The organism is Microbacterium jejuense, assembly GCF_039544225.1.
Lineage (GTDB): Bacteria > Actinomycetota > Actinomycetes > Actinomycetales > Microbacteriaceae > Microbacterium > Microbacterium jejuense.
Genome location: NZ_BAABLG010000005.1, coordinates 545,167 through 571,698, shown reverse-complemented (window position 1 = coordinate 571,698; position 26,532 = coordinate 545,167). Strand labels below are relative to the sequence as shown.

Here is a 26,532-nt window from a genome sequence, read left to right as displayed (position 1 = left end):
CGCTGTTGAGTTCTCAAAGATCGGACGCACCCGGGTTCCAGCCTCACGGCCATCTCCCCAGGGCAACTTCTCTATCTTACACGACCCCGAGACGCGGACTGCATCGCAGTCGAGCTTCGAGGAGGTGAGATCGTTCGCAACTTGAGGGGAGCAGGACCTTCCGGCCCTTCGCTCTACCCTTTGGGGCGAACAACAAGAACATTACGCGGATCCGGCGGGTGCGTCGAATCGGCGCGACATCCCGGGCGTGTCTCGCGAGACACGCCCGGGGCAGGCCCCTGCCCGGCTGCTGGCCCTGTTGCGGCGGGGTGTACGAGATGTGCACGCGGGCGTTGTCGCCGTCGAAGGCGAACGGCATCCGGTCCGCGTAGGCACGCGAGACCACGCAGGCCGCCGGCAGCCGGACCGCCTGACCGTCCGTCGCGGGCGCGAACGGCCCGCATGACAGTGGAGAGTGGATGCCGGGCGCCCGGCATCCACTCTCCGCTCGTGCATCAGCCGACGGTCACGACTGCAGCAGCGCCTCCGGGAGGCGATAGAGCCGCACGGCGTTGGTCAGGAAGGCGGCACGCTGCTCGGCCGGCGACCAGGAGCCCGCGATCTCGGTGTAGCCGCCCATGATGTCGCGATAAGTCCCGGTGAGGCCGTCGACCGGGAAGTTGCTGGCGAACATGATCCGCTCCGTGCCGAACACGTCCGCGACGGTCTCGACGATGCGCCGGTTGTTCGAGACGGTCCAGGGCACCCCGGCCAGCCCGATGCCCGAGATCTTGATGGCGACGTTGTCGTGCGCGGCCAGGGTGCGCAGCGCCGCCGTCCACCCGGCTATGCCCTCGGGCGAACGGTCCGCAGGCAGTCCGGCATGGTTGACGATGACCTGGGTCTCGGGGAACGTCGCCACCAGATCTGCCGCCTCGCCGAAGTGCCACCAGGCGACCTGCAGTTCGAAGTCGAGGCCGTACCGCTGCAGCAGCGCGTAGCCCCGGCGCCAGTCGGTGTCGCTCAGCAGGCTCGGGTGGGAGTGCGCCAGGGCGCCCGACGACGCCTGCCCGGGCTTGTTGCGCACGCCGCGCACCAGCGGGCGGGCCGCGAGCCGCTCGAGCACCGCCTCGACCCCGGGCTCGCGCAGCACGGCATGGGCGACCGAGGCGGTCGGCAGCCCGAATCGCTCCGCAACGCCCTCGGTGTACTCCATCTCGCCGACCGGATCGTCGAGCTCCCACTCCGTCTCCATCGTCACGGTGCCGACGATGTCGAATCCGTCGGCGTCCGCCAGAAGGTCGGGCGGCAGGTAGCTGCGCTTGAGCGCCTCGTAGTCGCCGTATCGGAACGGGATGCGGGCCTCCGGCCGGAGCCAGGGCTGACGCCCCAGCCCCGGCTCCCAGAAGTGCTGGTGAGCGTCGACGATCGGCCCGCGGTACGGCGTGCTCATGCGGCGACCGCGACCGCCCTGACGCGGGCGAGCGGCTTGTTGAAGTTGATCACCATCGAGCCGGCGACGTACAGGGCGCCCGCCGCGGCGAGGAACAGGAACGATCCCGCGAACGAACCGCCCGTGGCGGCGATCGCGTAGCCCATGACGACCGGAGCGAGCCCGCCGCCGGCGCTGGAGGCGACGTTCATGACACCGCCGACCGTGCCGACGTGCGGCTTCGGCGCGAGCCACGACGGGAAGGCCCAGTAGATGCCGCCGAACTGGTTGAAGAACACCGCCAGGCTCAATGCGACCAGAGCGACATACCCGTTGCTGATCACCGGGAGGGTGAGGATGGCCGCGATCATGCCGACCCCCGAGATCGCGAGGATCGTCTTCATGACCCGGTTGTAGTCGTCGGTGCGCGCGCGGTACTTGTCGGTCGCCCAGCCCGCGACCAGCTGGCCGACCACGCCCGAGCCGTACACGACGAACGTGCCCCAGCCGAGGGCCGCGAGGTCGAAGCCCATGGCCGTCGACAGGTACGACGGCGTCCACGAGATGATGCCCCACCAGACCGTCGCCCACCCGAGGCGCCCGAGCCACAGGCCCCAGAAGCTCGTCGAGCGCGCATAGTCCGAGAGCTTCGGAAGCGTGCCGGTCGCGATGGCGGTGTCGGCCACGTCGACGTCGCCGCGGATGTGGTCGAGCTCGCCCTGATTCACCTTCGAGTGCTCCTCCGGGGTGTCGCGGAGGTACACGTAGTAGAGCACCGCGACGACGATCGTGATCGCGCCGGTGAGGATGAACGCCCAGCGCCAGCCGCCCGTGAGCCCGATGAGCGCCGTGACGATGATGCCGCCCACGGCGGAGCCGAAGGGGCCGGCGGCGTCGATGAAGGTCGCCCCACGGGCCCGCTCCTTCGACGGCAGCCACTTCGAGTTCAGCTTCGATCCGGCGGGGAACACCGGCGCCTCGGCGGCGCCGAGGGCCAGGCGGGTGCCGGTGAGGAAGATGCCGCTCATCGCGAGGCCGCCCAGCAGCTGCGCGCCGCCCCAGATCGCGCCGGCCCAGCCGACGATCCTGCGCGGCCCGAAGCGGTCGAGCAGCCAGCCGCCGGGGATCTGGAACAGCAGGTAGGTCCAGAAGAACGATCCGAGCAGCCATCCCTGGAGCTCGGGCGTCAGCTGGAACTCCTCGCTGATGAACGGCATCGAGATCGACAGCGCGGCGCGGTCGATGAAGTTCAGCAGCACGAGGATCCAGAGGACCCCGAAGATCTGGAAGCGGATACGGCTGGGTTTCACCGTGGAGGGCACGGTCATGGCGACTCCTTTGTCATTTTCGGGTGGATGCCGGGCGCCTGAGTCCCGGCAGGCTTCAGTTCTGCAGGCGCGAGGCTGCGACCGACACGGCGATGTCGAACGCGTTGTTGGTGGAGGTGGGATCGGCCACTCCCTGGCCGACGATCTCGAACGCCGTGCCGTGGGCCGGCGTGGTGATCGCGACGGGAAGCCCGCCCTGGATCGTCACGCCCCCGCTGAAGCCGAGGAGCTTCATCGCGATCTGGCCCTGGTCGTGGTACATCGTGACGATCCCGTTGAAGTCGCCTCGCCGTGCGGCGAGGAAGATCGTGTCGGACGGGAACGGACCCTGCACGTCGATGCCCTCGGCACGGGCCGCCTCGACGCCCGGACGGATCTCGTCGATCTCTTCGCGGCCGAAGTTGCCGTTCTCGCCGTTGTGCGGGTTCAGGGCGCACACTCCCAGGCGCGGCGTGTATCCGGCGTCACGGAGCACATCGTGGAGCAGACGGATCGCCGCGGTGACGTTCGGTGCGGTGACCCGCTCGGCGACGGCCGAGATCGGCACGTGCGAGGTGACCCGCGCGGTCCACAGTTCGCCGAGCACGTTGAGCTCGGAGGTCGTGCCGTCGAACTCCAGCTGCTTGGCGAACCAGCGCAGCTCGTCCTCTTCGTGCATCCCCGCCAGGTGCAGGCTCGTCTTGTTGAGGGGCGCGAACATGATGGCGCCGGCCTCGCCGCGCTTGACGAGCTCGATGGCGCGGGTCAGCTGATGCATGGCCCGCGCGCCGGCGGCCGTGCCGACCTCGCCGCGGGGCACGGGGGTAGCCGGCGCCGTCCCGTCGTCGAGGATCGTGACGCGACCGGGAGCCGGGTCGCCGTCCGGCAGCATCGGCAGGCCGGCGTCGACGAATGCCTGCTCCACCTCGGAGCGGTCTGCGAGCAGGTACACCTCGGCGCGGTCGAGCACGCCCGGTCGCGAGAGCACCTTGGCGACCAGTTCGGGACCGATGCCTGCGGGGTCTCCCAGTGTGACGGCGATGCGGGGACGGTTCATGATTCTCCTGGTGGGCGAGCCGACGCGACGTCGGCGAGGTATGGGGGTCGGTCAGCGCGACGCGGGCAGCAACGACTCGAGATAGCGCCGATTGGTGGCGCAGACGCCGAGGCTGTCGCCGCCGTACTGCTCCATGAGGAAGGGGCCGCGGTACCCGAGTTCGAGAGCACGGCGGACGACGGACCGATAGTCGATGAGTCCGAGTTCGAGCGAGGTCGGCGTCGACGTGAACCAGCTGCCGTCTCCGGCCTCGTCGCGCGCGTAGTTCTTCAGGTGCCAGTAGTTCGCGTACGGCAGGGTCTTCTCGTACATCTCGCGCCAGTCCTCGATCGGGCGGTGCAGGCGCACGAGGTTGCCGATGTCGGGGTTGAGGCCGACGTTGGACAGCCCGATCTCTTCGATCAGCCGCACCGCGCTGTCGGCGGTGCCGAGGTAGGTGTCCTCGTACATCTCCAGCGACATCGGGAGTCCGACGGATGCCGCGTGCTCGCCGAGCTCGCGCAGCCGGTCCACCGCCAGCCGGCGCGTGTCGGCGTCGTCGGGATCGACCGGACCCGGGGCGGTCCAGAACCAGAGCGCCCGGCGCTGCGCCTCGGTGAACGGCTGGTGCAGGCCGGTCGAGAAGACCCTCAGCCCGAGATCGGCGGCGGCGTCGATCGAGCGGTGGGCGTACGCGAGGTTGATCTCACCGCGGCCGGGCTGGATGACGCTCTGCCGCTGGACGTGCACGGCGACGAGCTCGACGCCGTGGGCGGCGGCGATCCCCCGCAGTTCGGCGCGGCGCGAAGGCTCCAGGTCGGCCGGGCGGATGTGGCTGTCGGCGAGCTCGAGCGCCGTGAACCCCAGCTGCGCGATCTGGGCGAACATCGCGTCCCACACCTCGGCCGGTGCGTCGTGAAGGGCGGTGCCGTCGCGCAGCAGCGGAGCGAATCCGTGCATGCACACGGCGATGGGCCCGGGCTGTTCGGGGGACGTGTCTGTCATCGACGACTCCATTGACGTGGTTCACCTTTCGAGGCGATATTGAAGATCCTATAGGAAATAGGCATGCAGTCAAGCACTCTCCCGCCACCCCCTCTCACGGGCGCGTTCCGGTGCGGGCCGTCAGCTCTGGTCGGCGATGTCGAGAGAGCGCGACCGCACTCCCTCGATGTGCAGCCGCATCGCGGCCTCGGGCGCCGCGGCATCCTGGCTCTCATACGCGGCGACGATCGCGTCGTGCTCGGCGATCGCCTCGCGCACATCGGTCACGCCGTGCTGCACCGACTGACGCATGCGGTGCAGCTGCGCGCCGAGCCCCTCCGACATCTCCTGGATGTAGTGGTTCCGGCAGTGGCGGAACACGACCCGGTGGAAGGCGGCATCCGCAGCGAAGTACGCCGCCGTCAGCGCCACATCCGCGGACCCGGAGCCCATCGCGCCGATCACCGCTTCGCCGATCGAGCGGTGCTGGTCCTCCGCCGCACGAAGCTCGTCGATCATCGGCGGGCGTGCGGGCGTGGTGAGGCGGGCCGCCGTCGTCTCCAGCATCAGGCGCGCTTCGAACAGCTCGGCCAGCTGCGAGGTGTTGAGAGGAGGTGCGACCCGATACCCCTTGAGCGCCTCGCGGGTGACCAGCCCGGTGCGCTCCAGCTGCACCATCGCCTCACGGACGGGCGTCGGCGACACTGTCAGACGGCGCGCGATCGTGTCGATGGACAGCCGCGACCCCGGCGGCACCTCGCCGCTCAGCAGCAGCTGGAGGATGCTGTCGTAGACGTGGTCGCGGAGCCCGCGACGCTCGAACGTCGCGTTCAGTCCGCCGAGGACATCGGCTTCATCGGCAGCACTGGACAGCATGCGATCCTCCTGGTCCACTCTGACATCTTGCCTGCCCGGGCCTCATACGCCTTCATAGGCGCAGATCTCGCGCACTTTGTCGGCCGAGGCGCTGGCCGGATCGAACCGGTAGGTGAGCCATTCGCGGACGAGACGGCGGGCGAGCTCGAGTCCGACGACCCGCTGTCCGAGGCACAGCACCTGCGCGTCGTTCGACAGGATCGAGCGCTCGACGCTGAACGAGTCGTGCGCGGTGACGGCACGGATGCCCGGCACCTTGTTGGCGGCGATCGCCACGCCGAGGCCGGTGCCGCACACGAGCACGGCACGGTCCGCGGCTCCGGCTGCGACGCGCTCCGCGGCGCTCGTGGCGATCCGCGGATAGTTCGTGTGCCCGCCGGCATCCACGCCGACGTCGTACACCTCCGCCACGAGCGGGCTTGCCAGAAGGTCGGCCTTCAGCCGCTCCTTGTACTCGTATCCGGCGTCGTCCGATCCGACGACCACCCTGAGCATCCCGTCAGCGGTCATGTCCGTCCTCTCCTCTCAGAACGCTCGCCACGGTCCTCACGACCAGGGCGAACGAGACGGCACCCGGGTCCGGCGTGCCGATGCTCTTGTCGCCGTGCGAGCGCGCCCGGCCCAGTCGGGCCGTGAGCGCGGCCGTCGCCTCGGCGGCAGCGGTGGCGACATCCGCCGCGCGCGCCCACGCGCCCGGCAGGTCGTCGTCGCGCGCGTCGTCCGAGCCGAGCGCATCGGCGAACGGGACGATCGCGTCGATCATGGTCTTGTCGCCGGGCTGGGCCTTTCCGAACGACATCACCGCGCGCTTCATGGCCTGGACGCCGTCCACGGCGTCGCCGGCGGTGGGAACGCCGTCGTCGGGAAGACTGCCGGCGAGCGCCGTGAGCAGCTCGCCCCAGATGACGCCGGAGGTTCCGCCGCCGGTGTCGGCCCAGGCCTCGCCCGCACGGCGCAGCGTGGACGACACGCCCGCACCGGCATCGGCGCAGCGCGCGGCCTCGGCGGCCGCCGCCCGGCTCCCCCGCTGCATCCCGATCCCGTGGTCTCCATCGCCCGCGATCCGGTCCATGCGGCCGAGCTCGTCGGCATGCGCATCGAGCGTCTCGGCGACCACGGCGAAGACCGCCGCGGCGGAGACGGCGGCTCGCCGGGACTCCTCGCTCGACGGGGCGAGCGGCTCCTGCGCCGCCTCGGGCACATCGGCGGGAGCGTCGCCGACGGCCACGCGGGCGCCGAGCGCCCCGCGCCGGAACGCCGCCGTGTCGCACGGCGCGTGCCAGAGGGTGTCGAGCTCGTCGTCGAGCCACACGAGCGTGAGCGATGCCCCGGCCATGTCGAAGCTCGTGCAGAACTCGCCGACCTCGGGCGATACGACCTCGACCCCCGCTTCGCGGAGCAGACGATCGACCTCGCCGAACACGACGAACAGCTCTTCGTACTTGACGCTGCCCAGGCCGTTGAGGAGGGGAACCACGCGTGCGCCTTCGACCGAGACACCCTCGGGCACCTCGCCGAGCAGCGTGTCCACGAACAGCCGCGCCAGGCCCGCCGCCGTCGGGATGTCGGTCTCGTCGATGCCGGGTTCGCCGTGGATCCCGAGACCGACGGCCATCCGCCCCTCGGGAACGGTGAACAGCGGCTCCGTCGCCCCCGGAAGCGTGCACCCGCTGAACGCGACGCCGAGCGTGCGCGTCCGGTCGTTCGCCCGGATCGCGACGCGTTCGACACCGTCGAGGTCGTACCCCGCCTCGGCGGCCGCCCCCGCGATCTTGAACACGACGAGATCGCCGGCGATGCCCCGCCGCTCGTGGGCTCGCGCGGCCGGAGCGCTGGAGACGTCGTCGGTGACCAGGACGGTGCGGCAGTCGACGCCGGCCTCGCGCAGCCGCTCCTGCGCTCGCGTGAAGTTGAGCACGTCGCCCGCATAGTTGCCGTAGCTCAGCAGGACCCCCCGGCCCTCGTCCGCCGCGACGGCGACGGAGTGCACCTGCTGGGCCGACGGCGAGGCGAACAGGTTGCCCATCGCCGCGCCGTGCGCCAGTCCCGGACCCACCAGTCCCGCGAACGCGGGGTAATGGCCGCTCCCGCCGCCGATCACCACCGCGACGGTGGGAGCCTCGCCGCGCGAGGAGCGGACGACGCCGCCCGGCACGGGATTGACCCATCGGCGGGACGCCGAGACGAAGCCCCGCGCCGCCTCATCGGCGAAATCGTCTGGATCGTTGAACAGCCGCGTCATCGCTCGCCCTTCGGTTCGTTTCCACGATCCTATAGGAAATTGGATACCTACGGCGACGCGCGCGGACGAGAGCGCAGCAGGACGCCGGGCCGCCGGCATCCACGTCCCCCGAGCCGGCGCCGGCAACGCCCCGGAAACAGAGGACGAGCGGGCGCGCATCGCGCGGCATCCGCTCGTCGAGCAGGCCCCCGCCTGCACTTCCAGGATACCCGTGGAGGGGGGCCTTGCGGCAAGGGCCCCCTCCGGGCGCATACTTGTCGGTCGCGACGCGTACGCCGCCCGATCCCCGCCTGGAGTCGATGCCGTGAATCCCCCTCTTGCCAGCGCTTTCCACCTGCCCGAACGTCTTTCGGCGAAGTCCGACCCCGCCCTGATCGATCGCGACGAGCGGCAGTTCGCCGCGATCGCCGACACGCTCTCCCGTCAGACGGCGGGCCTGGATGCGCGGCTGGAAGAGCTGCGCCTGCGTCCGGCCGGCCACGGCCAGCCGGCCCTCGAACGCGACCTGGAGATCCACCAGGCCACCGCGCGCCTGCGCATGCTGCGCCGGTTCACCCTCGACGCGTGCCTGGGCCGCATGGTGCCCGACGACGGCTCCGACCCGGTCTACATCGGCCGGTTCGGACTGCGGGATGCCGGCGGCCGGCGCCTGCTCGTCGACTGGCGGACCCCGGCGGCCGAGCCGTTCTTCGCCGCGAGCTTCGCGAGCCCGCACGGGCTGGTGAGCCGTCGCCGCTACCGCTGGACCGGCGGCCGCGTCACCGACTACTGGGATGAGGTGTTCACCGCCGACGGGCTCGACCGCACGGCGGCGCTGGACGACCAGTCCGCGTTCATCGCGAGCCTCGGCGCGAGCCGCTCGCCGCGCATGCGCGACGTCCTGGGCACGATCCAGGCCGATCAGGACGCCATCATCCGTGCCGGATCCCGCGGCGCGCTCGTGGTCGACGGCGGACCCGGCACGGGCAAGACCGTCGTGGCGCTGCACCGCGCCGCGTACCTCGTGTACTCCGACCCGCTCCTGGGCCAGGGCCACGGCGGCGTGCTGTTCGTGGGCCCGAGCCCGGCCTACCTGTCGTACGTCGAGGACGTGCTGCCCTCGCTCGGCGAAGAGAGCGTGCAGACCTGCACGGTGCGCGACCTGGTCGCCGAGGGGACGACAGCCCACCCCGAAGAGGACCCCCGCATCGCCCGGCTCAAGGCCGACGCCCGCATGGTCGACGCCATCGAGCCGGCGGTGGCGCTGTACGAGGAGCCGCCCGCCCAGGGCATCGTGATCGGCACGCAGTGGGGCGAGGTGTCGCTCGCGCCGCAGGACTGGGCGGAGGCGTTCTCGTCCGCCGAGTCGGGTCTGCCGCACAACGAGGCGCGCGACCAGGTGTGGGAGACGGTGCTCGACATCCTCGTCGACCAGGTCGACCCCGAAGAGGTGCCGCTGCATCAGCTGCGGCGAGCGCTCGCGCGCAACGAGGCTCTCACGCGGATGTTCGGCCGCGCGTGGCCGCTGGTCGAGGCATCCGTCCTCGTCTCGGACCTCTGGAGCGTGCCCGCCTACCTGCGCCGCTGCGCGCCGTGGCTCACACCCGTCGAGGTCGAGCTGCTGCAGCGAGGGGATGCCGCAGCGTGGACGGTCGCGGACCTGCCGCTGCTCGACGCCGCTCGCCGGCGACTCGGCGACCCGGGCGCCTCGCGGCGCCGACGCGAACGCGAGGCCAGGCTGACCGAGGAGCGCGAGTACATGGCGCAGGTCGTGGAGCGCTTCAAGGAGGCGGGCGACGAGATGATGACCTGGCTCGACGGCGACGACCTGCGCAACAGCCTGGTCGACGAGTCGGTGCTCGATGCGGTCGATCCGGATCTGCTCGCCGGGCCGTTCGCGCACATCGTCGTCGACGAGGCGCAGGAGCTCACCGACGCCGAGTGGCGGATGCTGCTCTCGCGTTGCCCCTCGCGCAGCTTCACGGTGGTCGGCGACCGCGCACAGGCGCGCCACGGCTTCCGCGAGTCCTGGCAGGACAGGCTGGAACGCGCCGGCCTGACGCACGTGTCGATCGCTTCGCTGACGGTCAACTACCGCACGCCGAGCGAGGTGATGGCCGAAGCCGAGCCGGTCATCCGCGCCGCGATCCCCGACGCGAACGTGCCGACCTCGATCCGCTCCAGCGGTGTGCCCGTGCTCCGCACGACGACGTCGGCGCGCGACGCGATCGTCGACGAGTGGATCCAGGCCCATCCCGACGGCATCGCGTGCGTCATCGGCGATCCGACGTTCGTCGCGCGCGAGCGGGTGCGGTCGCTGACGCCCGAGCTCGCGAAGGGGCTGGAGTTCGATCTCGTGGCGCTCGTCGAGCCCGCCGCCTTCGGCGGCGCGGACCGCGAGGGCATCGAGGGAGCGGTCGACCGCTACGTCGCGATGACGCGTGCGACCCAGCGTCTGGTGATCCTCGAGGGGTGAACGGATGCCGCCGGCCTCGGCCGGCGGCATCCACTCACCCTCGCAGGCGCCTTGGTCAGAACAGGGCCGCGTGCCCGAGATCGACGAGGTTGCGGCGCGAGATCGCGAGCGACTCCCACACGGTGCGGCCGTACAGCTCGTCCTGCTCGACGAGCAGATACTCGGCGCCCGCGGCGATGCTGTGGGCGATGATCGACGGCCAGTCGAGGTTGCCCTCGCCGACCTCGGCGAACTGCACGAGACCCTTCCAGCCCTCCTGGAACGCGGCGTGGTCGCCGCGTTCCAGGGCGTCGACCGTCTCGGCGGTCGGCCAGCCGATCCGGTAGTCCTTGAGGTGCACGAGCTTCACGCGTCCGGCGTACTGGTCGATGACGCGCACCGGGTCGAGGCCGCCGCGCTGGATCCAGTGCGCATCGAGCTCGATGCCGACGTGGGGCGAGGCATCCGTGATGATGTCGAGCAGGTAGCGGCCGTCGCTCTTCGCGAACTCGACATGGTGGTTGTGGTAATACAGCGCGATGCCCTCGTCAGCCAGTCGCACGGCTGCGGCATCCGCGATCCGGCAGAACTCGAGCACGGTGTCGAGCGACCGCAGCATCGGGATCGGCAGCATCCCGATGCGCACCATGTCGGCGCCCAGCGCGTGGGTGTCGGACACCACCTTGTCGAACTCGGTCTCCAGCGACGGGTTCGCCGAACCCGCGGGTCCGACTCCCGCCGACGTCGAGCACACCTCGAAGCCGAAGTCGTCCTGCGCGCGCCGCAGGTCGGCGAGCACCTCGGGCGTGAGCCGTGTGGCCGACAGCTCGGCGACGCGGTAGCCGACGTCGACGGTGCGGCGGATCGCCTCGTAGGCGCCGAGCTCGCCGATCGCGCCGCGGAGCATCATCGCCTGCACACCGATGCGTGCCATGTTCGTCTTCTCCTCTCCCGCCGGGCGGCGGGTCACCAGTCGTGGACTGTGCCGTCGGCCAGGCGGTTGTACGGCAGGTAGGCCTGCTCGTACGGATACTTGCCCGCCTCGTCGAGATCGAGCTCGACGCCGAGCCCGGGGTTGTCACCGGGGTGCAGCAGGCCGTCCTGCCACGTGAAGGACTGCTGGAACACCTGGTCGGTGCGCACGCCGTGCTTCATGTACTCCTGGATGCCGAAGTTGTGGATCGCGAGTCCCAGGTGCATCGCGGCCGCCATGCCGACCGGCGAGATGTCGGTCGGCCCGTGCATGCCCGACTTGATCTGGTACAGCGCCGCGTAGTCGAGCGTCTTCTTCAGCGCGGTGATGCCGCCCATGTGGGTGACGGCGCCGCGGACGTAGTCGATGAGCTGGTCGCGGATGATGTCCTTGAAGTCCCACACCGTGTTGAAGATCTCGCCGATCGCGAGCGGCGTCGTGGTGTGCTGGCGCACGAGCCGCAGCGCCTCCTGGTTCTCGGCCGGCGTGCAGTCCTCGAGCCAGAACAGGTCGTACGGCTCCAGCGCCTTGCCGAGCCTGGCGGCCTGGATGGGGGTCATGCGGTGGTGGCCGTCGTGCAGCAGCGGGATCTCGGGGCCGAACTCGTTGCGCACCGCCTCGAACACGGTCGGCAGGTGGCGGAGGTAGGGCCGGGTGTCCCAGTCCTCCTCCACCGGCTTCGCGCCGCGGCGCGCCGGCTCGTGGTCGTAGCGGGCATCGCCGCCGCCGGTGAACGAGGACTGCGCGGCGATGCCGTAGATGGCCTTGAGCCCGGGCACCGCGGTCTGGATGCGGATCGCCTTGTACCCCTGCTCGAGGTGGTCGCGCACCGAGTCGAACAGCGACGGCAGGTCGGTGCCCGAGGCGTGCCCGTAGGCGAGCAGCCCCGTGCGCGAGGCGCCGCCGAGCAGCTGGTAGACCGGCATGCCGGCCGCCTTGCCCTTGATGTCCCACAGCGCCATGTCGACGGCGGCGATCGCAGCCATGGTGACGGGACCGCGCCGCCAGTACGCCGACCGGTACAGGAACTGCCACGTGTCCTCGATGCGATGCGCGTCGCGGCCGAGCAGCAGCGGCACGACGTGCTCGGTGAGGTAGGCGACGACGGCGAGCTCGCGGCCGTTCAGCGTCGCGTCGCCCAGCCCGGTGAGTCCGTCGTCTGTCGTGAGCTTGAGGGTGACGAAGTTGCGGTCGGGGCTGGTGACGATCACCTCGGCCTTGTCGATGATCACGATGCGTTCCCTTCGAGAGTGCGGATGAGAAGAGCAGTGGATGCCGTCACCTCGGCGCCGTGCGGCGAGGCGGCGAGCTCGGGTGCCAGGGTCTGCAATACGGCCGCGGCGGCGGCCTCGGGGTCGGCGCCGGGGGCACCGAGCCCGGGACCGTCGAGCACGCCGGCGCGGACGGCGGCGGCCCACGCGGCGAGGGCGGTGAGCTCGCCGTCGCCGGGGGCGAGGTCGCGCCGCAGGCGGTCGGCGATGACCGGCACGACCCGTTCGCGCAGCTTCAGCTCGCTGTCGCGGGCGATCTGGCGCAGCTCGTGGCGGATGCGGGGGTTCTCGAACCGCTCGGCGATCGCCGCGCACACGCGGGCGATCTCGTCGGGCGCGAACAGCAGCACGTCGGCCGCGTCGGCCCACAGCGCGTCGAGCGCCGCACGGCACACCGGGTCGGTCATCGCCTCGGCGACGCTCGTGTGGCCGCGCAGCAGACCCAGCGAGGCCAGCAGTGTGTGCCCGGCATTGAGCAGCCACAGCTTGCGCAGCTCGTACGGCACGATGTCGTCGACGAACTCGGCGCCGGCGAGCTCCCACGCCGGACGGCCGGCGGGGAACTCCCCCGCGAGGATCCACGAGGCGTACTCCTCGGCGACCAGCGCTGTCGGGTCTTCTCGCAGCTCGGCCGGCAGCATCGCCCGATCGGGTGCCGGAGTGATGCGGTCGACGGCGGTCGACACGAATGAGACGTCGTGCTCGATCCACGCGGCGAGGTCGGGATCGACCTCGCGCGCGAGCCCCCGCACGGCGCGCGCGAGGACTCCCCCGTTGTCGCGCAGGTTGTCGCAGCTGACGACCGCGATCGGACCGCCGCCCGCGGCGCGGCGCGCGCGCAGCCCGTCGACGAGGCGCCCGGCGACGGTGCTCGGCAGCGCACCCGCGCGCAGGGCGGCACGGGTGGCCGCGGCATCCGCCTCGCTCATCCGGTAGCCGGCCTCGGTGATCGTGACCGTGATGAGGGCGACGGATGCCGCAGCCTCGCGCCAGCGCGCGGCATCGGCACCGTCGTGCGCCTCGGCGATCGCGTCGATCCAGTCGACGTGCTCGGTGTCGCGTCCGAGCAGCACCAGCGGATACCGGCAGTCCTGCCCGGCGAGCACCTCCGCGGCGTGCGGCGAACGCACCGTGAACGCGGCGATGCGCCATGGCTCCTCATCGCTCGCGCGGTTCACCAGTTCGGTGTACCAGGCCTGGTGCGAGCGGTGGAAGGCGCCCAGTCCGATATGGGCGATCCGCGCCGGCGATGCTGTCATACGAGCTGCGGTGCCGGGACGATCAGCTCGACGTCGTCGTAGGCGCCGGCGAGCACGTCGTCGATCAGCACCTTCTGACCGATGGTCGCCGAGGCGTACACGGCCCGGACCGTCGCGAGCGTGAAGAGCGCCTCGTCGACCGTCACGATCGGGTCGCGGCCGTCGGCCACGGCGTCGAGCAGGTCGCGGTACTGGCGCTCGTGGCCGGTCGCCGACTGGGTCGCATCCACCGGGATCTCGCCGTCGGCGGGCTCCATGTCATACGCGTCCCGCTGGTTGCCGCCGCCCTGCAGCCCCATGTCGTTGCCCGCGGCGCTGTCGGCGATGTGGATGTACTGCAGCTCGTCGGAGTCGATCACGGCCGACCCGGTCGAGCCCTGCACCTGCAGGCGCACGGCGAGTCCGGGGTAGCCTGCGGTGGTCGCGTGCAGCACGGCCAGCGCGCCCGAGGCGAATGTGATCGTCGCGACCACGGTGTCTTCGACCTCGACGCCCTCGTGGGCGAGCAGCGCGAACTCGGCGCTCACCGAGACCGGGCGACCGAGGAACCACAGCAGCAGGTCCAGCGTGTGCACGCCCTGGTTCATGAGCGCACCGCCGCCGTCGAGCGCCCACGTGCCGCGCCAGTCGCCGGAATCGTAGTAGCCCTGTGAGCGCCACCACGGCACTGTCGCGACCGCAGAGGTCAGCCGTCCGAAGCGACCGGCCTCGATCGCTTCGTGGACGATCCGGCTTGCCGGATCGAACCGGTGCTGGCTGATGATGGTGCAGACCTGTCCGGCGTGGGCGCGGGCCGCCTCTGCGAGGCGGCGCGCACGCACCAGGTCGACGTCGAGGGGCTTCTCGATGATGACGTGGGCGCCGGCCTCGAGCGCCGCGACGCCCTGGTCGACGTGCAGACCGCTCGGCGTGCCGATGACCACGAGCTGGACCGGGACGGATGCCGCCACCAGGTCCTCGATCGATGCGAAGACCAGCGGACGCGCGCCACCGGTGCGCTCGACCTCGTCGGCGAGGGCGTCGGCGCGCTCGCGCACCGGGTCGATGAGGGCGGCGAGCTCGAGCTCGTCGAACGAGAGCACCGACTCCACATGGGTACGGCCGATGACGCCGCAGCCCACGATCACGGTGGCCAGAGGGCCGGTTGCGAGCGGGTGGGCGGATGTGGTGGCGGTCATGCGAGGGTCACTCCTGCGTCGTCGGTGAGGGAACGGAAGGCCCGGGCCGCGCGGCCGAAGGCCGCGGCGCCCGAGAAGCCGCCGGTGGCGGTGAAGTCGGTGAGGTGCGGTTCGAGCGACGCGAAGCCCGCGAAGCCGGCATCCCGCAGATTCGCGATCGTCTCGCGCAGTTCGCCATCGCCTTCGCCGGCGGGCACGACCTCGCCGTCGGCCAGGCGCGCGTCCTTGACCTGCAGGTAGTCGACGTACGGCGCGAGCTGCGCCCAGCCGTCGGTGACGGGGCGCACGCCGACCTGCACGTAGTTGGCGTTGTCCCACGCGAGGCGCAGCGCCGGGGAGTCGACCGTCTGCACGATGTCGAGCACGCGCTCGGGCACGTCCCCGTAGATGTGCTTCTCGTTCTCGTGCACGAGAGTGACGCCGGCCTGCGCGGCGCGCGCGGCCCACGCGCCCATGCGGTCGAGGATCTCGTCGCGGCCGCGGGCCGCGGCATCCGGTTCATGACACCAGAACGAGAACAGCCGGATGTAGCGCGATCCGAGCACGTCCGCGGCGCGCAGCGCGCGGTCGAGGCGACCGAGCTCGAACTCGACGGGCTCGCTGAGCTCGCTCTTGCCGATCGGCGACGCGATCGCCGAGACGCCCATGCCGGCGTCGCGGATCGTGGCGCCGAGGGCGTCGAGCCCCTCGTCGTCGAGATCGACGATGTTGGTGCCCCCCGCCGAGCGGACCTCGATGTGCCGGGCGCCCAGCGCCGACAGCACCGCGCACTGCACGCGCGGGTCGGGGTCGATCTCGTCGCCGAAGCCGGACAGCTGCCAGGTCGTGCTCGTGTCGTTCGTCATCGCGTTTCTCGTTCGGGGAGCGTGTGCGCGATCAGGCTAGTCGCGTGAGGCGCTTTTGTGCAATCGTTTGCCATGAGTTGCCACGGTGGCTAGGCTCGCACCGACCGAGGGGAGTGCCATGACAGACGCGACGGTCCCGACGCCGGCATCCACGGCCGCCTCCGGGCGTCCCGCCACCATCGGCGACGTGGCGCGCCTCGCCGGGGTCGCGACCTCGACGGTGTCGCGCGCACTCACGACGCCCGGGCGGGTGAGCGAGGCGACGCGGCAGCGCGTCGTCGCCGCAGCCGCCGAGCTCTCGTACGTGCCGAGCACCCATGCGCGCTCGCTCGTCTCGGGCGCCACCCGCACCGTGGCGCTGCTCGTGCCCGACATCGCCAACCCGTTCTACTTCGGGCTCATCCGCGGCGCCCAGCGCCAGCTGCGCGCCGCCGGGTACGCCCAGCTGCTCGTCGACACCGAGGAGTCCGCCGAGATCGAGGCCGAGACCATCGACCTCATGCGCAAGTCGGCGGACGGCGTGATCCTCGCCGCATCGCGCCTGGACGAACGCCAGCTCGCCGCACTGGCGCAGCGCCAGCCGATCGTCACCGTCAACCGCGACGTGCCGGGCGTGCCGAGCGTCATCCTCGACACCCCCGACGGCGCACGCCAGGCGCTGCTCCACCTGCGCTCGCTCGGCCACCACCGCATCGCCTACGTGGGCGGCCCGGCCGACTCGTGGTCGAATGCCCGCCGCTGGCAGGCGCTCGAGGCCGCCGCCGGCGAGCTCGATGTCGAACTGCACCGGAGCGGACCGTGGATGCCGCACGCCGATGCCGGCGCGACGGCCGCGGACGCGGTCGTCGGCGCAGCGACCGCATGCATCGTCTTCAACGACGTGCTCGCGTTCGGCATGCTGCGCCGGCTGCGCGAGCGCGGCGTGCGCGTACCCGAGGATCTCTCGATCGTCGGGTGCGACGACGTGTTCGGCGCCGACTTCTGCGAACCACCGCTGACCACGGTCGCCGCACCCATCGAAGAGGCGGGGCGTGTCGCGGTCACCATGCTGCTCGACACGATCGGCGGAACGGGGTCGGGGCGCACCCGCGCGATCCTGCCCACCTACCTCCGCGCCCGCCGCAGCAGCGGCCCCGCTCCCACCGCCTGAACACCGAACGGATCCCCGTGCGCCTCTCCGCCTCCCCTGATCGACTGCTCCCCGCCGACGCCGCCGTCCGGCGCATCGCGGCCGAGCTGCACGACGTCGTGGCCGCCGCGCCCATCGTCTCGCCGCACGGCCACGTGGATGCGAGGCTGCTCCTCGACGACGCGCCGTTCGCCGATCCCGCCGACCTGCTGGTCACTCCCGACCACTACGTGCTGAGGCTGCTGCACGCGCACGGAGTGGCGCTGGACGCGCTCGGCCGGGGCCCCGCCCCCGCGACGGCTCCCCCGCGCGAGGTGTGGCGGGCCTTCGCGTCGCACTGGCACATGTTCGCGGGCACCCCGGTGCGGGTGTGGCTCGAAGACACGCTGCAGCACGTGATCGGGCTGGACCGGCATCCCTCCGCAGCGAACGCCGACGAGCAGTTCGACGCGATCACGGCGTGGATCGCAGATCCCGCCTCGCGACCGCGGCGGCTGTTCGAACGGTTCCGCATCGACGTGCTCGCCACCACCGACGACCCCGCGGACGACCTGGCCGCGCATCGCGCGCTGGCGGACGATCCGACGTGGCACGGTCGTGTGATCCCGACCTTCCGTCCCGACCGCTATCTGGACCCGTCGGCGCCGGGGTGGCAGGCGGCGCTCGACGGCCTCACGGCGGCGAGCGGTGTCGACTGCGGCACGCACGCGGGGCTCGTCGCGGCGCTCGAGGACCGTCGCGCGTTCTTCCGCGCCGCCGGCGCCACCTCCACCGACACCGGCGTCGTCGAGGCGTGGGCGGTGCGCGCCGAACCCGCCGAGCTGGAGCGCATCCACGCCGCCGCCCGCACGGGCGAGGTCACGGCATCCGACGCCGCCGCGTACCGCGCGCACATGCTGTGGGAGCTCGCGCGCATGTCGAGCGAAGACGGCCTCGTGATGCAGCTGCATCCGGGCGTGCTGCGCAACCACCACACGCCCACGCTGGAGCGCTTCGGCCCCGACACCGGGCACGACCTGCCGCTGCCGACCGCGTACTCGGTGCCGCTGCGCGATCTGCTGCGCGACTTCGGCGCGGATCCGAGGTTCCGCATGGTGCTGTTCACCGTCGACGAGACCGCGTTCAGCCGCGAGATCGCGCCGCTCGCGGGCTTCTACCCGTCGGTGTTCGCGGGGGCGCCGTGGTGGTTCCTCGATTCGCCGGACGGCATCCGGCGCTACCGCGAAGCCGTCACCGACTCCGCGGGCTTCTACAAGACGAGCGGCTTCATCGACGACACGCGCGCGTTCCTGTCGATCCCGGCGCGCCACGATGTGGCCCGGCGGATGGATGCCGGCTGGCTCGCCACGCTCGTCGCCACCGGCCGCCTGCCCGAGGAGGAGGCCCGCACGATCGCCGCCGACCTGGTCGGCCCGCTCCCCCGTCATGTCTTCCGCCTCGGCGACTGAGCGCTGTCCGGCTCACCGGCCGGGAACGGGAGAGGGGTGGATGCCGGGCGCCCGGCATCCACCCCTCCGCTCGGTCCGCGCGATCAGCGGACCAGCGCGAGACCGCCCGTCCAGCTGATCTTCTCGCCGACGGCGAGCGAGAGCTGGAGGAAGCCGATGGCCTCCAGCTCATGGGCGCGCGACAGCGGACCGGCGTCGACGGCCTCCAGACCGCCCGCGGTGACGGCCGCGATCAGACCGCGCTTCGCCTCGTCGTCGTCGCCCGCGACGAGCACGGTCGTGGTCGCATCGCCCTCGCGACCACTCACGAGGGTGGCGGCGAAGTTGGTGTTGAACGCCTTGAGCACGATCGCGTCAGGCAGCGCCTGCTGCAGCTCGGCGGCGGCGGAGCTGCCCGCCGGCACGACGAGGGCGTCGAAGGTCGAGAAGTCGAGCGGGTTCGTGATGTCGACGACAGTCCTGCCGGCCAGCTGCGAGCCGTAGGCCTCGACGATCGCCGGAAGTGCGCCGTAGGGGACGGCGAGCACGACGATGTCACCCTGCACGACGGCGCCCGTGACGCTGCTGTCGATGTGCTGGATGTCGGCACCGCCACGGGCGAGGACGCCGCCGATGGCCTGGCCCATGTTGCCCTTGCCGAAGATCGTGATGCTGGTCATTCTGTGCTCCTGTCGATCGATTGCTTGTAGCTACAAGCACTTGATCGGAACAACCCACTTGTCGGTGCAACTATTCCTAGAATCGGAGAATGACCCGACCGCGCTTCTACACACCGGACGAGCGCGCGACGTGGGTGCCGCTGGCCGCCCTGCTGGAGCTGCTCCCGCGCGAACTCGATGCGCAGCTGCTGCGCGACGAGGACCTCACGCATTTCGACTACTTCGCGCTGTCGATGCTCGTCAACGCCGACGACCATCGGCTGCAGCTCAAGGAACTCGCGACGATGACGAACGCGACCCTGCCGCGGCTCTCGCACGTCATCTCGCGCCTGGAGTCGCGCGGGTTCGTGCGGCGCGAGCGCAACCCCGCCGATGCGCGCGCGACCGACGCCGTCATCACGGCGGACGGCCGGCGAAAGGTGCTCGCGGCGACCCCGGGTCACGTCCAGAACGTGCGGCACCTGGTGCTCGACGCGCTGACCCCCGAGCAGACCGCGCAGCTGCAGCAGATCACCGACGCCGTGCTCGCGCGCGTCGACCCCGAAGGCCGGATGCGGATCCTGCCGCCCCGCTGATGTCGCGCCGGGCGCGGCTCGGACGGCGCACCGGGCCCAGCGGACCTCCTGGACCACCGTGAGCGGGCCTTCCTCGACGGTCGGCCGCTCGTCGCCGAAACAGGGGATCCGGATGCCGAGTCAGGGGATCTGCGCCGAGACCAGCGACGACGCCCTCGGTCTCGGCGGGGATCCCCGGTCTCGACGAGACCGGGGATTCCAGGCGCGGCTCAGACGGCGGCGCTGCCCTGCACGGCGGCGACGATGACGTCGTCGAGGCCGGCGGCGGCGAGCTCCGGAGGAAGGCTGCGGCTCACGACGAGCATCGCGAAGCCGTGCAGCGCGGCGAACACGGGGAGCGCGACGCGTTCGCGGTCTCCGGCCTTCACCTCGCCGCGCCGCTGGCCTTCGTCGATCACCTCGAGCATGCGTTCGAACCAGGCGTGGGCCGCGGCAGCCAGCTCGGGGGACGGCGCGACGTCGTGCTTGGCCGCGAACATGAGTGCGAGCAGGTCGGGGTCTGCCACCGCGAAGTCCACGTAGGCACGGGCTGCGGCATCCACTCTCTCGGCGAACGACTCGCCGGCGGTGGCGATCGCCGATGCCGTGACGCGGTCGAGCCGCTCGTAGCCGCGCAGAACCAGGGCGGCCAGCAGCTCCTGCTTGCTCTCGAAATGACGGCCGGGCGCGCCGGGACTAACGTCGAGGTCACGCGCGAGCTCTCGCAGCGAGAGTCCCGAGGCGCCCCGCTCGCGCAACCGCTGCTCGGCCTGGACGAGGAGCGCCGCCCGAAGATCCCCGTGGTGGTAGCGGCCATGCCTCATGGCTTCAGCCTATCCTGAATGTAGGCATTGCATACAATGTAGTCATCGCATACATTGTGCTCATGGCCCGCAGAACGAAGACTCCCCGCTGGAGCACCGCCGACATCCCCGACCAGACCGGACGCACCGTCGTGGTGACGGGCGCCAACAGCGGGCTGGGCCTGGCCACCAGCCGTGCTCTGGCGGCGGCCGGCGCCCACGTGGTGCTCGCCGTGCGCGACACCGCGCGGGGCGAGACCGCGGCCGCCGGCATCCCCGGCAGCACGGAGGTCCGGCGGCTCGATCTCGCCGATCTGTCGTCGATCCGCGCATTCGCCGCGGCATGGGGCGCGCCGATCGACGTGCTCATCAACAACGCGGGCGTGATGAACCTCCCCGAGTCGCGCACAGCCGACGGTTTCGAGATGCAGTTCGGCACCAACCACCTCGGCCACTTCGCACTCACCAACCTGCTGCTGCCGCACGTGTCGGACCGCGTCGTGTCGCTGTCGTCGGGCATGCACCGGTCACCCGGCACGCGGATCCGGTTCGACAACCTCACGCTCGCGGGCGAGTACTCGCCCGGGGCCGCCTACAGCCAGTCCAAGCTCGCGAACCTGCTGTTCATCCTCGAGCTCCAGCGCCGCCTGACCGATGCGGGCTCGCCCGTGCGCGCCCTCGCCGCACACCCCGGCTGGGCCGCCACCGAGCTGCAGGGGCACGACGCCAACGGCGTCCGGCGCGCGCTCATGCTGTTCGGCAACCGCTTGGTCGCACAGGACGCCGACGGCGGTGCGCTCCCGACGCTCTACGCGGCCGTCGCCGATCTGCCCGGCGCGAGCTACGCCGGTCCCGGCGGCCGCTTCGAGATGCGGGGAGCGCCCGCGCTCGTCGACCGCTCCCCCGCGGCATCCGACGCCGACGTCGCCCGCCGCCTCTGGGACGCCTCGGAGCAGCTCACCGGGGTGAGCTTTCCGGCTTCGCTGCCCCGCTCGTGACCTCGGACTGCGCGTGAGGCCCGCGCGCCGGCATCCACCGGACGCATAGCGGGCGCTCCGAAAGCGCCCAGGGACGGTTCCTACCCTCGAGGAATGCCTGATTCGCCGCGCCCGAAAAGGATCCTCGGCGGAATCGCCGGACTCGTGGGCCTCAGCGCCCTGAGCGGCGTGCTGATCGCCGCCACCGTCACCCCGGCGGTGGCCCTCACCAGCAGCGCCGCGAGCCAGGCCATCACGCTGTTCGACGATCTGCCGAGCACGCTCGACATCGATCAGCTGATGCTGCCGAGCAACTTCTACGCGACCGATCCCACCACCGGGCAGCCGGTGCTGCTGGCCAAGTTCCTCGAGCAGGACCGCACGCCGGTGACGTACGACCAGGTCTCGTCGGTGATGTACGACGCGATCCTCTCCAGCGAGGACCCGCGCTACTACGACCACGGCGGCGTCGACATCATCGGCACCACGCGCGCCGTGCTGTCGAACCTCAGCGGCGGCGCCGAGACCCAGGGCGGGTCGACCATCAGCCAGCAGTACGTCAAGAACGTGCTCGTGCAGCAGTGCGAGTCATCGGCGAAGACGTCCGAGGAGAAGTACGCGTGCTGGTCCGACGCGACGACCTCCAGCGGCACGCAGGGCGTCGAGCGCAAGCTGCAGGAGATGCGCTACGCCATCGCGCTGGAGCAGAAGTACTCCAAGGACGAGATCCTGCTCGGCTACCTCAACATCGCCAACTTCGGCGGCACCACCTACGGCATCGAGTCGGCGGCCCACTACTACTTCGGCACGACGGCTGCGAACCTCACGCTCGGTCAGGCGGCCACGCTCGCCGGCATGGTGCAGAACCCGAACAGCTACCGCATCGACAGGCCCGAGGGGTCGATCACCGCGTCGGACGGCACGACACTGAACAAGGCGCCGGACGGATCGGTCGCCGATGCGACGGGCAACGAGCTGAAGGCGCTCGACTCGCTGCTGGCCGACGGCACGATCACGCAGGACCAGTACACCGCCGCCGCCGACGGCTACACGTCCACCAAGGGCCGCCAGCTGTACGTCCTGAGCCGCATGCTCGACGAGGGCAAGATCACGCGCGACGAGTACGTCGCCGCGGCGATCGAGCCCATCGCCCCGGTCATCACGCCGACCCAGGTCGGCTGCGCGGCCGCGGGCGGCGCCGCGTACTTCTGCCAGTACGTCAAAGACACGATCCTGGGCGACACCGCCTTCGGCGAGACCCGCGCAGACCGGCTGCAGACGCTCCAGCGCGGCGGCCTCAACGTCTACACGACGCTCGACTCGAGGGTGCAGACGGCCGCCGAGCAGGCGATGACCACGTACGCCCCGGCATCCGCCGAGATGCCGACGGCGAAGGACGCGGCCACCGGCAAGTTCGGCTCGACCACGGTCAGCATCGAGGCCTCGACCGGCCGCATCCTCGCGATCGCGCAGAACACGACGTTCACCGAGGACCCCGCTCACGACGGCGACCCCGCCTACTCGTCGATCGTGTTCGCGGGCGACCAGGCGACGGGAGGGTCGACCGGCTTCAATGCGGGCTCGACGTTCAAGCTCTTCACCCTGCTCGACTGGCTGGAGCAGGGGCATTCGCTGAACGAGTCGCTCGACGGCCGGCTGCGCGTCTTCACCCACCTCACCAATTCATGCCAGGGCGACTGGACCAACTACTCCAAGACGCTCGTGAACAACTTCGGCAAGGCCGCCGGCAAGGTCGGCACTCCGCTGCAGTTCACCGCGGCATCGCTGAACACCGGCTTCTTCGCGATGGCCGAGAAGCTCGACCTCTGCGACATCGAGAAGGTCGCGAGCCGCCTCGGTGTCACGCAGGCCGACGGCAAAGCGATCACGATGGACAACCTCAACTCGATCATCGGCACCGCGGCTGTGTCGCCCATCGCGATGGCGGCTGCCTACGCGACAGTGGCCAACGGCGGCACCTATTGCGTGCCGTCGGCGATCGACCGGGTGACGGATGCCACGGGCAAGGAGATCACGAGCACGGCACCGTCGTGCACCGCCGCCCTGGACCCTGAGATCGCCGCGACGGCCGCGTACGCGCTGCAGGGCGTGATGGCCGCGGGCGGCAGCGGCACGCAGGGCAACCCGTGGGACGGCACGCCGGTGCTCGGCAAGACCGGCACGCACGAGGCGTGGCAGACCTGGCTCATCGAGTCGAGCACCAAGGTGACGTCGGCGACGTGGGCGGGCAACTCCGACGGCTTCGGCGACCTGTTCAACACCTGGCACGACGGCACGCGACTGTCGGACATCCGCTACCGCATCGCCAAGGCCGTGCAGACCGCGGCGAACGACGCGTACGGCGGCGACGCCTTCCCGAACCCTGATCCCGCGCTCATCAAGACCGTCGAGGTGTCGCTGCCCGATGTGACGGGCATGAGCGTCGCCGATGCACAGGCGAAGCTCGAGGACGCCGGCTTCACCGTCCACGTGGGCGACGCTGTCGACGCCGATGTTGCCGAGGGCCTCGTCGCCTCGCAGGAGCCGGGCGCCGGTCGCGTGGCCGCGGGAGCCACTGTCACGCTGCACCCGAGCACCGGCACGGCGCCATCCGACCCGGGAGACGGCAAGGGCGACGGCGGATCCGGGACCGACGCGGGCACCGGCACCGACGCGGGCACCGGCACCGACCCGGGCGCCGGGAACGGAGCCGGCAACGGCACCGAGAACGGCTCCGGCAACGGCAACGGTCGCGGCAGCGGCACGGACGGCTGATCCGGATTGCGGATGCCGGCGGCAGCGGCCGCCGGCATCCCTCAGCGCATCAGCAGGTACACGTCGCTGCGGTGCAGGTCGACGTGCTCGGCCACCCTGAAGCCCAGCGCCTCGAGGTCGCCGACGCCCCACGTGTCGGGGGCCGGGCCCTTCTCGTACTCGACCAGCCACACGCGCGTGACAGCGGCGAAGCGCCCGAGCGCCGCGGCGTCGGGGATGCTGTACGTCGTCGCATCCCACAGCTCGCTCTGGGAGTAGGGCGTCTTCAGCAGCACGTCGTTCAGGCCCGCGAAGGACGCAGGGTTCGTGTCGAGCGCGAGCCGCGGGCGGCGCGACGGGCGCACCGATGCGTCGAAGACGATCGCGTCCCCGGCCTGCGCCTCGTGCTGAACCGTCGCGGCGATGTCGTTCCAGTCCGACTGGTTCTTCGCGTACGGCGTGCGCTGCCCGACGTACACCGGAGCCGCGGCGGCGAGCACCGCGACCAGTGCGATCGCGGCGAGCACGGGTCGCGGCATCCGGTTCGAGAAGGGGATGCCACCCACCCGACGGATCCCGAGAGCGATGAGGATCGCGGCGGCCGGGGCCGCGAACGTGCCGTACCGCGGGGTGTAGTCGGGGATGACGGTGCTCACCAGCAGCAGCGCGCCGGTCGGGATGACGAGCCACGCGAGGGTGATCGTCTCCAGATCGAGGCCCGACGGCACGGAGCGGAGACGGATCAGCCCGCGCACCCACAGCACGACGGCCACGAGGATCAGCGTCCATGCGATCACCGCGAACGGCCACGCGCCGAACCACATCTTCACCAGCACCGTGTTCGGCGTCACGACCGCCCGGTCCGCGAGGAACGCGATCTGCTTGTGCTCGATGAGCGCCAGCACCACCACGGGACTCGCCGCAAGGAAGGCCGCACCCGTGGCAACCGCCCAGTGGCGCAGGTGACGGCGGCGCTCCGGCCCGAGGGCCAGCACGACCCCCACGGCGACGGCGAGCAGGGCGAGGTACAGGAAGATGTAGACCCCCGCCGCGAGCACGGCCGCGTACACCGCCCAGCCGCGGCGTGACGGCATCCCCCGGCGAAGGACCTCGACGACCACGACCCACAGCAGCGTCGCGAGTGCCGCCGAGAACGCGTACCCGCGGGCCTCTTCGCCCGCGTACGTCAGCCGCGGGAGGATCGCGGCGATCAGGCCGGCGACGACCGCGAACCGGATCGATCCGGCACGACCGGCGCCGCCGACGCGCCCGCACAGCCACGTGACCGCGGCCGCGCACACGCCGATCGCGAACGCCGAGGGCAGGCGCACCGAGAACGGGCTGGAGCCGAACAGCCGCACCCACTCGTGCAGACCCAGATAGTAGGCGCCGTGCACCGCGTCGACGTTGAGGAACATCGCGAAAAGACTGGACCCCGGGCGCGTGGCCGACAGCACGCTCGCGGCCTCGTCGCCCCACAGCGACGGGATCCACGACCCCGCCAGGCTCACGAGTGCCGCGATCGCGCCGACGATCGCCGCGGCACGTCCCAGCCGGAGGGGGTCGACGCCGGGCGCTTCATGCGGCGCCGCCGCGCGTTCGGGCGCGGTGCTCACCGCCGGCGTCCGGTCCGTCGCCGGTGTGCCGACGGCGGCGACCGGGCCCGGCCCGAACCTCTCCGGTGAGACGCTCACCTGTCCAGAGTGCTCCTGAACCACTGTGAACGGGCAGGGAATCCGGGATGCCGCGACGCAGCGGTCAGTCGCGTCCTCGGTCAGGCGACCTCGACCGCGACCAGCTCCGCCAGCCGACGGCGGAACCCCGCCGCCATGTCGATGCTGTCGGGGGCGATGAGCCACTGCACCTGCAGGCCGTCCGCCGTGGCGATCAGCTCGGCCTCGAGGCCCTCGACGACGACGCCGGGGCGCAGCAGTCCGCGGGCGTCGAGGTCGGCGATCGCGGCGCGCAGGTGACGGCGCAGGTTCTCGTAGCGGGTCGCGAAGTAGGCGTGCGCCGGGTGTGAGGGATCGGATGCCTCGACCGAAAGCACCGCGAACAGGCTCACGATGCCGCGGTTCGACGTGTTGTGCTCGACCAGTCGCGCGAACCGCGAGAGCAGGTCCAGCCCGTCGATCGGCGAGGTCACCCCCGCGAAGAACTGCTCGCTGTCGACGCGGTCGCGCTCTTCGAGCACGGCCTCCAGCAGCGACTCCTTGGTCGGGAAGTAGTGAACCAGGCCGGCCCGCGACACCCCGCAGTCCGCGGCGATCTGCACGAGGCTCGCACCCCGGTAGCCGTGCGCGCTGAAGGCCTCGAACGCCGTGCGCACGATCAGCGCACGGCGGGCGCGGCCCTTCGCGTAGCCCGCATCCTCGTCGACGCCGCTCATGGC

The 26,532-nt window shown here is 71.3% G+C and carries 22 protein-coding genes; 6 read left to right on the top strand and 16 right to left on the bottom strand.

The features are described from left to right. Nucleotides 1-505: 505 nt before the first annotated feature. From ABEA46_RS12250 to ABEA46_RS12220, 7 genes are all read right to left on the bottom strand, one after another. Entirely contained in the window at nt 506-1,432 is a 927-nt protein-coding gene (locus tag ABEA46_RS12250) for an amidohydrolase family protein (protein WP_345544824.1), read from the bottom strand. Further along, the gene (locus ABEA46_RS12245; protein ID WP_345544823.1) at nt 1,429-2,739 is read right to left on the bottom strand and encodes an MFS transporter; all 1,311 of its coding nucleotides are present in this window, start codon (nt 2,737-2,739) and stop codon (nt 1,429-1,431) included. The genes ABEA46_RS12250 and ABEA46_RS12245 overlap by 4 nt, the downstream gene beginning before the upstream one ends. A 55-nt stretch (nt 2,740-2,794) precedes the next feature. Then, nucleotides 2,795-3,775: a 4-hydroxythreonine-4-phosphate dehydrogenase PdxA gene (locus tag ABEA46_RS12240; protein ID WP_345544822.1), complete on the bottom strand. Its 981-nt coding sequence runs from the start codon at nt 3,773-3,775 to the stop codon at nt 2,795-2,797. A gap of 51 nt (nt 3,776-3,826) precedes the next feature. Continuing rightward, on the bottom strand, nt 3,827-4,759 hold the full coding sequence (locus ABEA46_RS12235) for a sugar phosphate isomerase/epimerase family protein (RefSeq protein WP_345544821.1): 933 nt from the start codon (nt 4,757-4,759) through the stop codon (nt 3,827-3,829). A gap of 120 nt (nt 4,760-4,879) precedes the next feature. Continuing rightward, complete coding sequence (locus ABEA46_RS12230; RefSeq protein ID WP_345544820.1) at nt 4,880-5,614, bottom strand: GntR family transcriptional regulator; 735 nt, start codon at nt 5,612-5,614, stop codon at nt 4,880-4,882. A 42-nt stretch (nt 5,615-5,656) separates the two neighbouring features. Beyond that, the gene (locus ABEA46_RS12225) at nt 5,657-6,124 is read right to left on the bottom strand and encodes a ribose-5-phosphate isomerase (protein ID WP_345544819.1); all 468 of its coding nucleotides are present in this window, start codon (nt 6,122-6,124) and stop codon (nt 5,657-5,659) included. After that, nucleotides 6,114-7,856 carry a dihydroxyacetone kinase family protein gene (locus tag ABEA46_RS12220; protein ID WP_345544818.1) on the bottom strand — a complete coding sequence of 581 codons (1,743 nt, stop codon included), beginning with the start codon at nt 7,854-7,856 and terminating at the stop codon, nt 6,114-6,116. The genes ABEA46_RS12225 and ABEA46_RS12220 overlap by 11 nt, the downstream gene beginning before the upstream one ends. A gap of 304 nt (nt 7,857-8,160) precedes the next feature. Here ABEA46_RS12220 and helR point away from each other — a divergent pair, with 304 nt between their 5' ends. Then, on the top strand, nt 8,161-10,311 hold the full coding sequence (gene helR, locus ABEA46_RS12215) for an RNA polymerase recycling motor ATPase HelR (RefSeq protein ID WP_345544817.1): 2,151 nt from the start codon (nt 8,161-8,163) through the stop codon (nt 10,309-10,311). Between the two features lie 55 nt (nt 10,312-10,366). On the opposite strand, the gene ABEA46_RS12210 is transcribed toward helR, so the two are convergent. From ABEA46_RS12210 to ABEA46_RS12190, 5 genes are read right to left on the bottom strand one after another with little or no spacing between them, the layout of a single operon-like run. Next, nucleotides 10,367-11,224 carry a sugar phosphate isomerase/epimerase family protein gene (locus ABEA46_RS12210; protein WP_345544816.1) on the bottom strand — a complete coding sequence of 286 codons (858 nt, stop codon included), beginning with the start codon at nt 11,222-11,224 and terminating at the stop codon, nt 10,367-10,369. 32 nt (nt 11,225-11,256) lie between these two features. Further along, nucleotides 11,257-12,495 carry a D-mannonate dehydratase ManD gene (manD, locus tag ABEA46_RS12205; RefSeq protein ID WP_345544815.1) on the bottom strand — a complete coding sequence of 413 codons (1,239 nt, stop codon included), beginning with the start codon at nt 12,493-12,495 and terminating at the stop codon, nt 11,257-11,259. Continuing rightward, nucleotides 12,492-13,793 (bottom strand): mannitol dehydrogenase family protein, encoded by a 1,302-nt coding sequence (locus ABEA46_RS12200; RefSeq protein WP_345544814.1) that lies wholly within the window; start codon nt 13,791-13,793, stop codon nt 12,492-12,494. Before ABEA46_RS12200 ends, manD begins: the two co-directional genes overlap by 4 nt. Next, complete coding sequence (locus ABEA46_RS12195; RefSeq protein WP_345544813.1) at nt 13,790-14,971, bottom strand: Gfo/Idh/MocA family protein; 1,182 nt, start codon at nt 14,969-14,971, stop codon at nt 13,790-13,792. The genes ABEA46_RS12200 and ABEA46_RS12195 overlap by 4 nt, the downstream gene beginning before the upstream one ends. Beyond that, a complete protein-coding gene (locus ABEA46_RS12190; RefSeq protein WP_345544812.1) occupies nt 14,968-15,816 on the bottom strand; it encodes a sugar phosphate isomerase/epimerase family protein in 849 nt (282 codons plus the stop codon). The genes ABEA46_RS12195 and ABEA46_RS12190 overlap by 4 nt, the downstream gene beginning before the upstream one ends. Nucleotides 15,817-15,934: 118 nt before the next feature. On the opposite strand from ABEA46_RS12190, the gene ABEA46_RS12185 reads away from it, so the two are divergent. Together ABEA46_RS12185 and uxaC are read left to right on the top strand one after the other, a co-directional pair. Beyond that, nucleotides 15,935-16,966: a LacI family DNA-binding transcriptional regulator gene (locus ABEA46_RS12185; protein ID WP_345544811.1), complete on the top strand. Its 1,032-nt coding sequence runs from the start codon at nt 15,935-15,937 to the stop codon at nt 16,964-16,966. 17 nt (nt 16,967-16,983) lie between these two features. Beyond that, the gene (gene uxaC, locus ABEA46_RS12180; RefSeq protein ID WP_345544810.1) at nt 16,984-18,393 is read left to right on the top strand and encodes a glucuronate isomerase; all 1,410 of its coding nucleotides are present in this window, start codon (nt 16,984-16,986) and stop codon (nt 18,391-18,393) included. Nucleotides 18,394-18,476: 83 nt separating this feature from the next. On the opposite strand, the gene ABEA46_RS12175 is transcribed toward uxaC, so the two are convergent. Further along, the gene (locus tag ABEA46_RS12175; protein ID WP_345544809.1) at nt 18,477-19,052 is read right to left on the bottom strand and encodes an NADPH-dependent F420 reductase; all 576 of its coding nucleotides are present in this window, start codon (nt 19,050-19,052) and stop codon (nt 18,477-18,479) included. 89 nt (nt 19,053-19,141) lie between these two features. Between ABEA46_RS12175 and ABEA46_RS12170 the strand changes: the two genes are divergently transcribed. Then, nucleotides 19,142-19,627, top strand: a complete 486-nt coding sequence (locus ABEA46_RS12170; RefSeq protein WP_345544808.1) for a MarR family winged helix-turn-helix transcriptional regulator — start codon at nt 19,142-19,144, stop codon at nt 19,625-19,627. A 209-nt stretch (nt 19,628-19,836) separates the two neighbouring features. Here ABEA46_RS12170 and ABEA46_RS12165 read toward each other — a convergent pair whose 3' ends face one another. Then, on the bottom strand, nt 19,837-20,430 hold the full coding sequence (locus ABEA46_RS12165) for a TetR/AcrR family transcriptional regulator (RefSeq protein ID WP_345544807.1): 594 nt from the start codon (nt 20,428-20,430) through the stop codon (nt 19,837-19,839). 62 nt (nt 20,431-20,492) lie between these two features. Here ABEA46_RS12165 and ABEA46_RS12160 point away from each other — a divergent pair, with 62 nt between their 5' ends. Then, nucleotides 20,493-21,407, top strand: a complete 915-nt coding sequence (locus ABEA46_RS12160; protein ID WP_345544806.1) for an oxidoreductase — start codon at nt 20,493-20,495, stop codon at nt 21,405-21,407. Nucleotides 21,408-21,500: 93 nt separating this feature from the next. Continuing rightward, entirely contained in the window at nt 21,501-24,161 is a 2,661-nt protein-coding gene (locus ABEA46_RS12155) for a transglycosylase domain-containing protein (protein ID WP_345544805.1), read from the top strand. Nucleotides 24,162-24,202: 41 nt separating this feature from the next. On the opposite strand, the gene ABEA46_RS12150 is transcribed toward ABEA46_RS12155, so the two are convergent. Together ABEA46_RS12150 and ABEA46_RS12145 are read right to left on the bottom strand one after the other, a co-directional pair. Further along, nucleotides 24,203-25,834, bottom strand: a complete 1,632-nt coding sequence (locus ABEA46_RS12150; RefSeq protein ID WP_345544804.1) for a glycosyltransferase family 39 protein — start codon at nt 25,832-25,834, stop codon at nt 24,203-24,205. Between the two features lie 80 nt (nt 25,835-25,914). Next, nucleotides 25,915-26,529, bottom strand: coding sequence for a TetR/AcrR family transcriptional regulator (locus ABEA46_RS12145; RefSeq protein WP_345544803.1), 615 nt, complete (start codon nt 26,527-26,529; stop codon nt 25,915-25,917). Between the last annotated feature and the right edge of the window lie 3 nt (nt 26,530-26,532).